Genomic DNA, 14,348 nt, shown 5'->3' on the forward strand with positions numbered 1-14,348 from the left:
GGGAGGGGCTAATGGCCGCCGTCGCCAACCATAAAAACCGCTGGCCCGTGGCGCTTGCCGCCGTGCTCGGCATCTATGCCCTCATCACCGGCCTCCTCGTGATGGCGTTGCCGGTTAAGGACGGCACACGCGATTGGTTCGCGTCGCTCATCCCCGGCGGCTGGATGGCCTGGTCGTTCCCCACGGCCATGTTCTTCCTGACGATCTTTCTTCTGATCGCGCTGATGGCGGTCTGGGAATATGCCCGTCCGGGTGGCAACCCGCGCGTCGGCATCCTGCGCTTCGAGACGACCCGCGGCGACCGGCTCTTCGTGTCGCTGCTCGGCTCGGCGTTCATTCATCTCGCATGGCTGGGGCTTGTCGGCCCCAACCTGTGGTGGGCTCTTGCCTTGTCCGTGGTCTACGCCGTCGGCGTGTTCCGCTTCGTCTAAGGCAAAAGAAAATGGAGGCCTCGGGGAGAAATGGGGCCTCCGCACGTGCAGTCGCAATCGCAAAACCCTAAGGGAGGATCAAAATGCGAAAGCAACTTCTGACGACGACGGCAGTCATGCTGCTGGCGTTCACCGGCTCCGCATTCGCGGATATGGATGCCGCCAAGAAGTTCCTGGATTCGGAAGTCGGCGACTTGTCCTCGCTCGACCGCGCCGGCCAGGAAGCGGAAATGCAGTGGTTCGTCGATGCCGCCAAGCCCTTCGCCGGCATGGACATCAAGGTCGTTTCCGAAACGATCGCCACGCATGAATATGAATCGAAGGTTCTCGCACCGGCCTTCACCGCCATCACCGGCATCAAGATCACGCATGACCTGATCGGCGAAGGCGACGTCATCGAAAAGCTCCAGACGCAGATGCAGTCGGGCGAAAACATCTACGACGCCTACGTCAACGACTCCGACCTTATCGGTACGCATTGGCGCTACCAGCAGGCGCGCTCGCTGACCGACTTCATGGCCAACGAAGGCAAGGACGTCACCAACCCGAACCTCGACCTCAAGGACTTCATCGGCACGTCCTTCACGACCGCGCCTGATGGCAAGCTCTACCAGCTGCCCGACCAGCAGTTCGCGAACCTTTACTGGTTCCGCTATGACTGGTTCAACGATGAGAAAAACAAGGCGGACTTCAAGGCGAAGTACGGCTACGACCTCGGCGTTCCGGTCAACTGGTCCGCTTACGAGGACATCGCCGAGTTCTTCACCGGCCGTGAGATCGACGGCAAGAAAGTCTATGGTCACATGGACTACGGCAAGAAGGACCCGTCGCTCGGCTGGCGCTTCACCGACGCCTGGCTCTCGATGGCCGGCAACGGCGACAAGGGCATCCCGAACGGCCTGCCGGTCGACGAATGGGGCATCAAGGTCAACGAAAAGTCGCAGCCGGTCGGTTCGTGCGTTGCCCGCGGCGGCGACACCAACGGCCCGGCAGCCGTCTACTCGATCGAGAAGTACCTGCAGTGGTTGAAGGCCTATGCTCCTGCATCTGCCGCCGGCATGACCTTCTCCGAATCCGGTCCGGTTCCATCGCAGGGTGAAGTCGCCCAGCAGATGTTTACCTACACGGCCTTTACGGCGAGCTTCGTCAAGGAAGGGCTGCCCGTCGTCAACGCGGACGGCACGCCGAAGTGGCGCTTCGCCCCGTCGCCGCACGGCGTCTACTGGAAGGACGGCATGAAGCTCGGCTATCAGGACGTGGGTTCCTGGACGCTGATGAAGTCCACCCCGGATGACCGCGCCAAGGCCGCCTGGCTCTACGCGCAGTTCGTGACCTCGAAGACTGTTGACGTGAAGAAGAGCCATGTCGGCTTGACCTTCATCCGCCAGTCCACGCTCGACCATAAGTCGTTTACGGACCGTGCGCCGAAGCTCGGCGGTCTGGTCGAGTTCTACCGTTCGCCGGCCCGCGTTCAGTGGTCGCCGACCGGCACGAACATTCCGGACTATCCGAAGCTCGCCCAGCTGTGGTGGCAGGCGATCGGGGATGCGTCCTCGGGCGCCAAGACCGCGCAGGAAGCTATGGACTCGCTCTGCGCCGAGCAGGAAAAGGTGCTGGAACGCCTCGAGCGCGCTGGCGTTCAGGGCGAAATGGGCCCGAAGCTCGCCGAAGAGCACGATCTCGCCTACTGGAACAAGGATGCCGTCGAAAAGGGCAACCTCGCTCCGCAGCTGAAGATCGAGAACGAGAAGGAAAAGCCGCTCACCGTCAACTATGACGAACTCGTCAAGAGCTGGCAGAAGTAACAAGGCGTAGACGGGCGGTTCGCCGCCCGTCTTTCTTATCATCCGATCCCTTTTTGCCCGCGTGTCCGATAAGGCGCGCGGGCCTTTTCATTGCCGGCCCTGTGCCGGGAGCGGGCGGCGTCCGATCCTTTTGCCCGAACCGTACCGATTGGTACAGTTTGCGCATTGCACAGCGCGGGGTCTTCCGCTAAGAACCCCGCGGTTTCTCCCGCGCGCTCGCGCGTACATCGAAAATAGCGGTACACACTCATGGCACGCATCGTGATGAAATTCGGCGGAACGTCCGTCGCTGACCTCGACCGTATCCACAATGTGGCCCGCCATGTGAAACGCGAGGTCGATGCCGGCCACGAAGTCGCCGTCGTCGTTTCGGCCATGTCCGGTAAGACGAACGAGCTTGTTGCCTGGGTGCAGAACATGCCGAAGGTGACGGGTGCCAATTCGCCCTTCTACGATGCGCGCGAATATGACGCCATCGTCGCCTCGGGCGAACTCGTCACCGCCGGCCTTCTCGCCATCGCGCTCCAGTCGATGGACATCAATGCCCGCTCCTGGCAGGGCTGGCAGATCCCGATCCGCACCGACAACGCCCACGGTGCTGCCCGCATCCTCGATATCGACGGCGCGGAAATGATCCGCCGCATGGGCGAAGGGCAGGTCGCCGTCATCGCCGGCTTCCAGGGCCTTGGCCCGGACAACCGCGTCGCCACGCTTGGCCGAGGCGGCTCCGACACGTCGGCCGTGGCCATCGCCGCGGCCGTCAAGGCGGATCGCTGCGACATCTATACCGACGTCGACGGCGTCTACACGACCGACCCGCGCATCGAGCCCAAGGCCCGCCGTCTGAAGAAGATCGCCTTCGAGGAAATGCTCGAAATGGCCTCGCTGGGCGCCAAGGTCCTGCAGGTGCGCTCGGTGGAGCTGGCCATGGTGCACAAAGTGCGCACCTTCGTGCGCTCGTCTTTCGAGGATCCCGATGCGCCGGGCATGGGCGATCTTCTGAACCCGCCCGGTACGCTGATTTGTGATGAGGATGAGATCGTGGAACAGGAAGTCGTAACCGGCATCGCCTATGCCAAGGATGAAGCGCAGATCTCGCTCCGCCGCGTCGCCGACCGGCCGGGCGTTTCGGCCGCGATCTTCGGCCCGCTGGCCGAGGCCCATATCAATGTCGATATGATCGTCCAGAACATTTCCGAGGATGGTTCCAAGACCGACATGACCTTTACGGTTCCCTTCGGTGATGTCGAAAAGGCGCTCAAGGTTCTCGAAAGCGCCAAGGAGCAGGTCGGTTTCGACGTGATCCAGCACGAAACGGGCCTCGTGAAGGTATCGGTCATCGGCATCGGCATGCGCAGCCATGCCGGCGTTGCCGCCTCTGCCTTCCGCGCGCTGGCCGAGAAGGGCATCAACATCAAGGCGATCACGACCTCGGAAATCAAGATTTCCATTCTGATCGACGGTCCCTATGCGGAACTCGCCGTTCGGACTTTGCATTCCGTCTACGGTCTGGATAAGAAGTAATTACCAGCCGAGTCGGCGCCGATCCTGTGATCACCAGCGCTGGCCAAGCGCCGGTGAGGTAACGTCATTTTCGGGAGACGCCACGCGATGAGAGATCTCTCCGCGGGTCCGCGCGTTCTTCTCAAGCGGCTGCGCGAGTTGATGGCGGAGCCGCTCGAGCCGCAGGAGCGCCTAGACCAGATCGTGCGCCAGATCGCGCAGAATATGGTCGCGGAAGTGTGTTCCGTCTACGTGCTGCGTTCCGACGGCGTTCTCGAGCTCTACGCGACCGAAGGTCTCAATCCCGGCGCCGTGCATCTGGCCCAGCTCAAGATGGGGCAGGGCCTCGTCGGCACGATCGCGGCCTCTGCGCGGCCGCTAAACCTGTCGGATGCCCAGTCGCACCCCGCTTTCACCTATCTGCCGGAAACGGGCGAGGAGATCTATCACTCCTTCCTCGGCGTTCCTATCTTGCGCACCGGCAGGGCGCTCGGCGTGCTTGTCGTGCAAAACAGGGCGAGCCGCACCTACCGCGAAGACGAGGTAGAGGCGCTCGAAACGACGGCGATGGTGATTGCGGAAATGGTGGCGACCGGCGAGCTGAAGAAGCTCACCAAGCCTGGCCTGGAGCTGGACCTGTCGCGCCCTGTCGCCATCGAAGGGGCAAGCTTCGGCGAAGGTATCGGCCTCGGCTATGTGGTGCTGCACGAGCCGCGCATCGTCGTCACAAACCTGCTTAACGAGGATTCCGAACACGAACTCGGCCGACTGGCCGAAGCCTTGGGATCGCTGCGCATCTCCATCGACGACATGCTGTCGCGTCGCGAAATCTCCATGGAAGGCGAACATCGCGAGGTTCTGGAAACCTACCGCATGTTCGCGCATGACCGCGGCTGGGTGAGAAAGCTCGAGGAGGCGATCCGCAACGGTCTGACGGCGGAAGCGGCGGTCGAGCGCGTGCAGAGCGAGACCAAGGCGCGCATGATCCGCCTGACGGATCCCTATCTGCGCGAGCGTATGCACGACTTTGACGATCTGGCCAATCGTCTGCTGCGCCAGCTGACCGGCTATGGCGCGAAGCTCTCGGCCAGCAGCTTCCCGAACGATGCGATCGTCGTGGCGCGCGCCATGGGGGCCGCCGAACTGCTCGATTATCCGCGTCAGAACGTGCGCGGCCTCGTGCTGGAAGAGGGCGCGGTCACCAGCCATGTGGTCATCGTTGCGCGCGCTATGGGCATTCCGGTGGTTGGCCAGGCGGCCGGTGCCGTGGCGCTGGCCGAAAACGGCGACGCGATCATCGTCGATGGTGACGACGCGCGGGTGCATCTGCGCCCGCTCTCGGATCTCCAGCGCTCTTATGAGGAAAAGGTGCGCTTCCGCGCGCGCCGGCAGGAACAATATCGCGCGTTGCGCGCCGTCGAGCCTGTCACGAAGGATGGCCGCCATATCAATTTGCAGATGAATGCGGGTCTTCTTGTCGATCTGCCGCATCTCAACGAATCCGGCGCGTCGGGCATAGGCCTTTTCCGCACCGAGCTCCAGTTCATGATCGCCTCAACCATGCCGAAGGCGGAGGAGCAGGAAGCGTTTTACCGTAACGTGCTGAAGCAGGCGGGCGGGCGTCCGGTGACCTTCCGCACGCTCGATATCGGCGGCGACAAGGTCGTGCCGTATTTCCGCGCGGCGGAAGAGGAAAACCCGGCGCTCGGCTGGCGGGCCATCCGCCTGTCGCTCGACCGGCCGGGCCTCCTGCGCACGCAGCTGCGCGCCATGCTGCGCGCGGCGGCGGGGGCCGATCTCCGGCTCATGCTGCCGATGGTGACCGAGGTTTCCGAGCTGAAGGAGGTCCGTGATCTCCTTCAGAAGGAAATCCAGCGCCAGTCGAAGATCGGCGAGCAGCTGCCGAAGAAATTGCAGTTCGGTGCCATGCTCGAAGTGCCGTCTTTGCTCTGGCAGATGGACGAGCTGATGGCCGAGGTGGATTTCGTCTCGGTCGGCTCGAACGATCTCTTCCAGTTCGCCATGGCCGTCGACCGCGGCAATGCCCGTGTGTCGGACCGTTTCGACACGCTCGGCCGCCCATTCCTGCGTATCCTGCGCGATATCGTGCGCGCCGGCGAACGCAACGACACGTCGGTCACGCTTTGCGGTGAGATGGCGAGCAAGCCGATCTCAGCCATGGCGCTGCTGGGCATCGGCTTCCGCTCCGTCTCGATGTCGCCGGCCGCCATCGGCCCGGTCAAGTCGATGCTGCTTTCGCTCGATGCCGGCAAGCTCGAGGCGTTGTTGATGCCGGCAATCGACGATACGAAGCCGACGGCCTCGATTCGCCAGATCCTCACCGACTTCGCGGCCGAGAACGGCATTCCGCTTTAAAGAAATGATTGGAGTTTGAACGGTGGCGAAGCTTCCCGTTGAAAAAATGCGCGAACTCGAACGCCGTTTCGGCGAGATCGAGGCACGCATGTCGGCGGGCCCGGATTCGGAGACCTATGTGCGGCTCGCCTCGGAATATTCCGAGCTCCAGCCGGTCGTGACGAAAATCCGCGAATACCAGAAGGTCGATGGCGAAATCGCCGACCTCGAAGCCCTGTTGAACGACAAGACGACCGACCGCGAGATGCGTGATCTCGCCGAGATGGAGCTGCCGGACCTAAAGGAACGCCTCGAGGGTCTCGAAAAGGAGATGCAGATCCTGCTTCTCCCCAAGGATGCGGCTGACGAGAAGAGCGCGATCCTGGAAATCCGCGCCGGCACGGGCGGTTCGGAAGCAGCCCTTTTTGCCGGAGATCTCTTCCGCATGTACGAGCGCTACGCCGCCGCGCACAACTGGAAGGTCGAGGTTCTCTCCTCCAGTGAGGGGGAGGCGGGCGGCTTCAAGGAAATCATCGCGACCATCACGGGGCGCGGCGTCTTCGCCAAGCTGAAGTTCGAATCCGGCGTGCATCGCGTTCAGCGCGTGCCGGAGACCGAGGCGAGCGGGCGCATCCATACCTCGGCGGCGACGGTGGCGGTGTTGCCGGAGGCGGAAGAGATCGATATCGAAATCCGCCCGGAAGACATCCGTATCGATACGATGCGCTCCTCGGGCGCCGGCGGCCAGCATGTCAACACGACCGACTCGGCCGTGCGCATCACCCACCTGCCGACCGGCCTTGTCGTCACCAGCTCTGAAAAGTCGCAGCACCAAAACCGCGCCAAGGCCATGCAGGTGCTGCGCTCTCGGCTCTACGATATCGAGCGCCAGCGCGCCGACAGCGAACGTTCCGCCGACCGCAAGAGTCAGGTCGGCTCGGGTGACCGGTCCGAGCGCATCCGCACCTACAATTTTCCACAGGGCCGCGTAACGGATCACCGCATCAACCTGACGCTCTACAAGCTCGACCGCATGATGGTCGGTGAGATCGACGAGATCGTCGATGCGCTGGTGGCCGATTATCAGGCGGGCCAGCTCGCCCAGCTCGGCGAACAGGGCCGATGAGCGGCGCGACGCTCGCCGAGGTTCTGGCCGCGGCGCGGCGTCGGCTGGCGGATGGCGGTATTGCGGATGCGGCGCAGGATGCGCGTGCCCTGGTTTGCGGCATCCTCAAGCTTTCCTCGACGGCGATCCTTACCGAGGGGGCTCGCGTTCTGGGCGCTGCCGAACAGTCGGCCGTCGAGGCGGCTGTTGCCCGCCGCGTGGCGCGAGAACCGGTTCATCGTATCCTTGGCCACCGCGCCTTTTCCCGGCTCGATCTTGCGCTTTCGCCCGAAACGCTGGAGCCGCGTCCGGATACGGAAGTGCTTGTCGATACGCTCGTGCCTTATGTGCAGAAATTCGTTGCCGAAACGGGGGGCTGCCGCATTCTCGATCTCGGCACGGGCACCGGGGCGATTTGCCTCGCACTGCTCGATCTCGTGCCGGGCGCAAAAGGGGTGGGGGCGGATCTTTCGGCGGGTGCCCTTGAAACGGCGAAACGCAATGCCGACATCAATGGTGTCGCCGATCGCTTCGAAGCGATCGAGAGCGACTGGTTTGCAGCCATAACCGGGGCCTTCGACATCATCGTGTCAAATCCGCCCTATATCGTGCGTTCCGTGGTCGGAACGCTGGGCGACGAGGTCCGGCTCTTTGATCCAATTCTGGCACTGGATGGCGGCGAAGACGGGCTTGATGCCTATCGCGCCATAGCTGCCGGGGCAGGCGATCACCTCAAGGAAAACGGCCTGGTGGCTTACGAAATCGGCTATGATCAGAAGGACACGGTGACCGCAATCATGTGCGAAAAAGGTTTTTCGCGGATCGAAGCGGTGGCTGATCTCGGTGGCAATGACCGGGTGCTTGTCTTTGAAAAATTGCCGGTTTTTTGACGTTTTGCTGCATGTGCGCAGCAATTTCCTTGGGCCTGAAGAAAAGGCTTGGAATTGTGAAGGAAGCGGGCTAGGTTGCGGCCACGCACTGGGCAAGCGGTCATGACACAGAGATTCGTTCCTGCATGACCCCGATCGAGGATTGCTCTCTCGAAGAGTTGATAGGGTTGAAGACTGCCCTGTGCGGGTACCTGTTAATTTAACGTCTTACGGCGACAGGACCACCCACCGGCGTGGTTTGCCCGCGGGTAAGGATGCTTGATTTGGCATGGCCGGATCAAGCGTGCAGACACATGATCATCCAGACACGATACGTTAGGTGAGTGAAATATGAGGCCAGGACAGCAAAACAAGCGCGGCCGCGGGCGTAACAACAATAATAATAACAACAACAATAACAGCAATAACCACAACAACCACCGCAAGGGCGGCAATCCTCTGACGCGGACCTACGACAGCTCGGGTCCGGACGTGAAGATCAGGGGTACGGCCCAGCACATCGCCGAGAAGTATTCGACGCTTGCACGCGACGCCCAGAGCGCCGGCGACCGCGTCATGGCGGAAAACTATCTGCAGCACGCCGAGCACTACAACCGCATCATCGCGGCAGCGCAGGCGCAGATGCAGGAACGCTACCCGCGTGACGAGCGCGCCGACAATGTCGAGCGCAACGAGGATAATGACGGTTACGATCGCGATCAGGACGATGGCGATGCAGCACCCGTGGAAGAGTCGGCACCCGTTGCCGCGGCGCCTGTCGTCAAGCCTGCGCCGAAGCCGGCGCCCAAGCCGGTCGTCGAGCAACCGGTCATCGATGGATCCGGCCCTCAGCCGGTCATCGACGGAACGCCGGCCGAAGTCGCGCTTGAAGAAGAAGCCGCAGCGCCTGCCGGTCGCGCACCGCGCCGCCGCAGCAATACGCCGCGTCCGCGCCGCCCGCGTCGTGGCGAAGGTCAGGCTGCAGGTGAAGACGGTGCATCGTCCGGCGACGATTCTCCGGCGCTCGAGCCCGCTTCGGAGTAACGAAGCGCGTGTCAGAACCATCAGGAACCCGGCCTTGTGCCGGGTTCTTGCGTTTACGCAGGTCGCTTGGAAAAATATCAGCTAGGGCTCGCGGCGATCCTTTAATTCGCAAATGTCCTCCACCATATTCCTTTCAGGCGGTTGACCGGTCGCAAGGCCGGCGCGCCGCAAGCATGAAAGGTTCGCCTTGATGGGAGCCTATCTTCAAATCGTCGACCGGTGCCTGAAGGGCCGGCCGAGTCCTGGAGGCCTATATGAACATTGAAAAATATTCCGAACGCGTGCGTGGATTCCTGCAGTCCGCCCAGACCAAGGCGCTGGCCGATGGCCATCCGCAGTTCACGCCTGAACATGTGCTGAAAGTGCTGCTCGACGACGAGCAGGGCATGGCCGCATCGCTCATCGAGCGGGCCGGCGGCAATGCGCGCGATGCGCGGATGGCCAATGACGCTGCCCTTGCCAAACTGCCGAAAGTTTCCGGCGGCAACGGCCAGGTCTATCTCTCGCAGCCGCTCGCCAAGGTTTTCTCCACCGCCGAAGACGCCGCCAAGAAGGCCGGCGACAGCTTCGTAACGGTCGAACGCCTGCTTCTGGCGCTTGCCATCGAAAAATCTGCCGAGACCTCGGGCATTCTGGCGAAAGCCGGCGTGACCGCCGCCAAGCTCAACCAGGTCATCAATGACATCCGCAAGGGCCGCACCGCCGATACGGCGAGCGCCGAGCAGGGTTTCGATTCGCTGAAGAAATTCGCCCGTGACCTGACCGCCGATGCGCGCGAAGGCCGCCTTGACCCTGTCATCGGCCGCGACGACGAAATTCGCCGCACGATCCAGGTCCTGTCGCGCCGCACCAAGAACAACCCGGTTCTGATCGGTGAACCCGGCGTCGGCAAGACGGCGATCGCCGAGGGGCTTGCGCTGCGCATCGTCAATGGCGACGTGCCGGAAAGCCTCAAAGAGAAGAAGCTGATGGCGCTCGACATGGGCGCGCTGATCGCCGGTGCGAAATATCGCGGTGAATTCGAGGAGCGCCTGAAATCCGTTCTTGCCGAAGTGCAGGCGGAAGACGGCGAGATCATCCTGTTCATCGACGAGATGCACACACTGGTCGGCGCCGGCAAAGCGGACGGGGCGATGGACGCCTCCAACCTGCTGAAGCCCGCGCTTGCCCGCGGCGAGCTGCACTGCGTCGGCGCGACCACGCTCGACGAATACCGCAAGCATGTCGAGAAGGACGCGGCCCTTGCCCGCCGGTTCCAACCCGTCATGGTGGACGAGCCGACCGTCGAGGATACGATCTCGATCCTGCGCGGCCTGAAGGAAAAGTACGAGCAGCATCACAAGGTCCGGATCTCCGATTCGGCTCTCGTTGCCGCCGCGACGCTTTCCAACCGCTACATCACGGATCGCTTCCTGCCGGACAAGGCGATCGACCTGATGGACGAAGCCGCCTCGCGGCTGCGCATGCAGGTCGATTCCAAGCCGGAAGAGCTCGATGAACTCGATCGCCGCATCATCCAGTTGAAGATCGAGCGCGAGGCCCTGAAGAAGGAAACCGACCGCTCGTCGCAGGATCGCCTCGAAAAGCTCGAGATCGATCTTGCCGCGCTGGAAGAGGAAGCCGATGCGCTGACGGCCCGCTGGCAGGCGGAAAAGTCGAAACTCGGCCGCGCCGCCGACTTGAAGCGTCAGCTCGACGAGCTGCGCAACGAGCTTGCCATTGCCCAGCGCAAGGGTGAATTCCAGCGCGCCGGCGAGTTGGCCTACGGCATCATCCCGAAGCTCGAGAAAGAGCTTGAGGATGCCGAAGGCCGTGATGCCGAAGACGTCGATCCGATGGTGCAGGAGGTCGTGACCCCCGACAACATCGCCCATGTGGTCTCCCGCTGGACGGGCATTCCCGTGGACAAGATGCTGGAAGGCGAACGCGACAAGCTGCTGCGCATGGAAGACGAACTCGCCAAATGGGTCGTCGGCCAGGGCGATGCCGTTCAGGCGGTGTCGCGTGCCGTTCGCCGTGCCCGTGCCGGCCTGCAGGATCCGAACCGGCCGATCGGCTCGTTCATTTTCCTTGGGCCCACCGGTGTCGGCAAGACGGAGTTGACCAAGGCGCTCGCCCGCTTCCTGTTCGACGACGAGACGGCGATCCAGCGTATGGACATGTCGGAATACATGGAGAAACACTCCGTGGCCAGGCTGATCGGTGCGCCTCCCGGCTATGTCGGCTATGAGGAAGGTGGTGCGCTCACCGAGTCCGTCCGCCGCCGGCCTTATCAGGTCGTGCTGTTCGACGAGATCGAGAAGGCGCATCCGGATGTCTTCAACGTGCTCCTGCAGGTTCTCGACGACGGCCGCCTGACCGATGGCCAGGGCCGCACCGTCGATTTCCGCAACACGATGATCATTATGACGTCTAACCTCGGTGCGGAATATCTGACGGCGCTCGGCGAGAACGAGGACAGCGATACGGTTCGCGACCAGGTGATGGATGTCGTGAAGACGGCATTTCGTCCGGAATTCCTGAACCGCGTCGACGAGATCATCCTGTTCCATCGCCTGAAGCGGTCGGAAATGGGCGCGATCGTCGATATCCAGCTGGCACGGCTGCGCAAGCTGCTCACCGATCGCAAGATCGTTCTCGATCTCGACGAGGAGGCCGTGCACTGGCTGGCCGAGAAGGGATACGACCCGGTCTATGGTGCCCGTCCGCTCAAGCGGGCGATCCAGAAGCACCTGCAGGATCCGCTGGCGGAGAAGATCCTCTCGGGCGATATTCTCGACGGTTCGACCGTCAAGGTGACGGCCGGTTCCGACCGGCTGCTCTTCTCGCCGCGCAATGCCGCGGTGAACAAGGCCGCCTAAGCCGGCAATGTCAAAAAAGAAGCGCGGGTCCTGGCCCGCGCTTTTTTGTTTTAGTGGGTTTCGGCAACTTGTGTCGGGTCGCCGCGGCCGAGCAGGTCGTCGATGCGCTTGCGCTCGGTCTCGAACTGGGCCAGCGCCTTGCCTTCCAGCGATTTACCGCCAGGCAGGCGGATTTTCAGTGCATCCACCTTGTTGCGGTTTACGATCAATTCGTAGTGCAGATGCGGGCCGGTCGAAAGGCCGGTCGTGCCGACGAAGCCGATCACCTGGCCCTGCCGCACCTTCGCGCCGACCTTTACACCCTTGGCGATGGCGCTCTGGTGATTATAAGAGGAAACATAGCCATTGGCGTGGCGGATCAGCGTCTGGTTGCCGTAGCCGCCTGAATCCCAGCCAGCCTTTTCGACCACGCCGTTGCCGGCCGCAATGATCGGCGTGCCGCGCGGCGCGGCCCAGTCCACGCCGGTATGCATGCGCGAGAAGCCGAGGATCGGGTGGCGGCGCATGCCGAAACCGGAGCGGAATGTGCCGTTCGGAACCGGGTTGCGCAGCAGGAACTGGCGAATGCTTTTGCCGTCTTCGTCGTAATAGTCTACTGAATCGTCTTCCGGGTTCTGGAAACGGTAGACCCGGGTTTCCGAGTCGCCAAACTTGGCGTCGAGGAAGAGGATTTCCGAATCCTCCGTCGCCAGGCCCTTTTCATCGGTCACCGAGAAAAAGGCCTCGAGCGAGTCCGTTGGACGAAGCTGTGCCTGGAAATCGACATTGCTGGCGAGAACGCGAATGATTTCCGCCGTCATGTCTTGGCCCATGCCGTAAGATAGCGCGGCACGATAGATGCCGTCATAGACGCGCGGCAGATCACGGCCGGCGATGATGGTCGGCCGGTCGTCGGCATCGAAGGCGGTGGCCACGGCATCGAGCACGGGCGGTTCGGCGCCGCTGACGAAGCGGCCGGAATCATCGAGTGCGGCTGTCACGACATGGTGCCCGCGCGAATAGACGCTGGCGCGCACGATGCTGGCTTCCTTGCCCTGTTGCGAAATGCAGATGCGCAGAACATCGCCTTCCGCGAGCTGCTTGCTGCCTAACTGGCCCTCGAGATAGGCCGAGAGATCTTCGGCCTGGGCCTTGGTATAGCCCGCGGCCGTCATGATCTCGGTGATATCGGCCGAGGCACGAACCGGAATGACGTCGTCGGCATATTCGGTATCGTCAGGGGTCGCCGTATCGAAGTTCGAAACGCTCATGTTCTCTTCGACCACACGCGCCGTCAGCCCCTGCAGCAGGTCGAGGTCGGATCCCTCGGACGCAAAGCGCTGCGGATCGACATAGTAGAGGGAGGCGACTTGCGTATCGCCGTCCGTCAGGACGGAACCGTTGGTGCGAACATTCTCCTCGACCTCTTCGATGGACATCTGGTCGGCATAGTCGAGCGCCGAGCCGCCGGTCGGGAAGGCGTCGGTCTGCAAGGCCACTTCGGATTCGACATCCGAACCATAGATCGTGCCCATGCGCGGAGCCGATGCCGCATCCTTGCCGTTGGTCGAGAAAATCGCCAGCGGATCGAAGCGCGGGTAGTCCTCGGTCGTTGCGTGATTAGCGGCGAGTGCCATCTTCACATGCGCGAAAGGCTGGCGTCGCACCACTTCCTTCTGGCCGTCATGGATCATGGTGGAGATTTCCATGATCTTCTTGTCGGCGGGTTTGGCGACGATGGCGGGCTCCAGCACGCGTTCCCCGCGTTTGGCTGTTTCGCCGGTCTTGTTCGTTTGGTTGGCCGTCCCAATCGCGGCATAGGCTTCTGCCGGAATGGCAAGCTGCTGGCGACCGTCGAGGGCGGCAAAAAGAGCGACGCCCATCAGAATGGAAGAGGTGATGCCGGTCAGGAAGGTGCCGGACAGCCAGCGCAGCGAAATCTCGCGACGGTCGGGCGCCTTGCGCCCGTCGGCGAGGATCGGCGGTTCATTGCCGAGGGATCGGATCATGTTCCGGTCGGTGGTCATGCCGATTGCATTCGCCCTGTATTGTCGCTTCAGCGCGGGAAGATGCACGCAGGTATGCTCGTGAGTCAAATCGCGCCGGTTCTTATGCGTCTCTATAGGAGCGCGGATTGTGAAATTCTGAGGGCAGTTTGCCTTGTTTGCGCTTTTTGCAGTGCAAAATCCCGGAAAATCAGGCGTTGCAGTGCGGTAAATAACGGGTAAACGCATTTTCCCGAAGATTTTTTCAAAAAAGTGTCACATCGCTGTTGACGGCCTGAAAGTGTGGGCCTATAACCCGGCCATCGAACGAGAGCGGCGGCGCTTCTGGCGGCCGACGAACTCGCTCTAAGGTTTCCTGATGGAGCTGGTGAGAATAGGGCCTGATTTGGT

General features: G+C 62.2%; 9 protein-coding genes. 8 read left to right on the forward strand and 1 reads right to left on the reverse strand.

Translation table 11 applies throughout. From position 1 onward, the window contains the following. Positions 1 to 11: 11 nt before the first annotated feature. The 8 genes from D0Y60_RS21285 to clpB all read left to right on the forward strand — a co-directional run bounded on the left by D0Y60_RS21285 (position 12) and on the right by clpB (position 11,973). Positions 12 to 431, forward strand: a complete 420-nt coding sequence (locus D0Y60_RS21285) for a DUF2160 domain-containing protein (RefSeq protein ID WP_117371957.1) — start codon at positions 12 to 14, stop codon at positions 429 to 431. An 83-nt stretch (positions 432 to 514) separates the two neighbouring features. Beyond that, the gene (locus D0Y60_RS21290) at positions 515 to 2,236 is read left to right on the forward strand and encodes an ABC transporter substrate-binding protein (protein ID WP_117371958.1); all 1,722 of its coding nucleotides are present in this window, start codon (positions 515 to 517) and stop codon (positions 2,234 to 2,236) included. Positions 2,237 to 2,485: 249 nt separating this feature from the next. Continuing rightward, a complete protein-coding gene (locus tag D0Y60_RS21295; protein WP_117371959.1) occupies positions 2,486 to 3,760 on the forward strand; it encodes an aspartate kinase in 1,275 nt (424 codons plus the stop codon). An 87-nt stretch (positions 3,761 to 3,847) separates the two neighbouring features. Continuing rightward, entirely contained in the window at positions 3,848 to 6,115 is a 2,268-nt protein-coding gene (gene ptsP / locus D0Y60_RS21300; RefSeq protein ID WP_117371960.1) for a phosphoenolpyruvate--protein phosphotransferase, read from the forward strand. Positions 6,116 to 6,137: 22 nt separating this feature from the next. Next, on the forward strand, positions 6,138 to 7,220 hold the full coding sequence (gene prfA / locus D0Y60_RS21305; RefSeq protein ID WP_117371961.1) for a peptide chain release factor 1: 1,083 nt from the start codon (positions 6,138 to 6,140) through the stop codon (positions 7,218 to 7,220). After that, positions 7,217 to 8,089 (forward strand): peptide chain release factor N(5)-glutamine methyltransferase, encoded by an 873-nt coding sequence (gene prmC, locus D0Y60_RS21310; protein ID WP_117371962.1) that lies wholly within the window; start codon positions 7,217 to 7,219, stop codon positions 8,087 to 8,089. The genes prfA and prmC overlap by 4 nt, the downstream gene beginning before the upstream one ends. A 330-nt stretch (positions 8,090 to 8,419) precedes the next feature. Then, the gene (locus D0Y60_RS21320; protein WP_117371963.1) at positions 8,420 to 9,112 is read left to right on the forward strand and encodes a DUF4167 domain-containing protein; all 693 of its coding nucleotides are present in this window, start codon (positions 8,420 to 8,422) and stop codon (positions 9,110 to 9,112) included. A 254-nt stretch (positions 9,113 to 9,366) separates the two neighbouring features. Continuing rightward, the gene (gene clpB / locus D0Y60_RS21325) at positions 9,367 to 11,973 is read left to right on the forward strand and encodes an ATP-dependent chaperone ClpB (RefSeq protein ID WP_117371964.1); all 2,607 of its coding nucleotides are present in this window, start codon (positions 9,367 to 9,369) and stop codon (positions 11,971 to 11,973) included. Positions 11,974 to 12,023: 50 nt separating this feature from the next. On the opposite strand, the gene D0Y60_RS21330 is transcribed toward clpB, so the two are convergent. Further along, on the reverse strand, positions 12,024 to 13,979 hold the full coding sequence (locus tag D0Y60_RS21330; RefSeq protein WP_117371965.1) for a M23 family metallopeptidase: 1,956 nt from the start codon (positions 13,977 to 13,979) through the stop codon (positions 12,024 to 12,026). Positions 13,980 to 14,348: the final 369 nt, after the last annotated feature.

Source organism: Shinella sp. WSJ-2, assembly GCF_003432075.1.
Classification (GTDB): Bacteria; Pseudomonadota; Alphaproteobacteria; order Rhizobiales; family Rhizobiaceae; genus Shinella.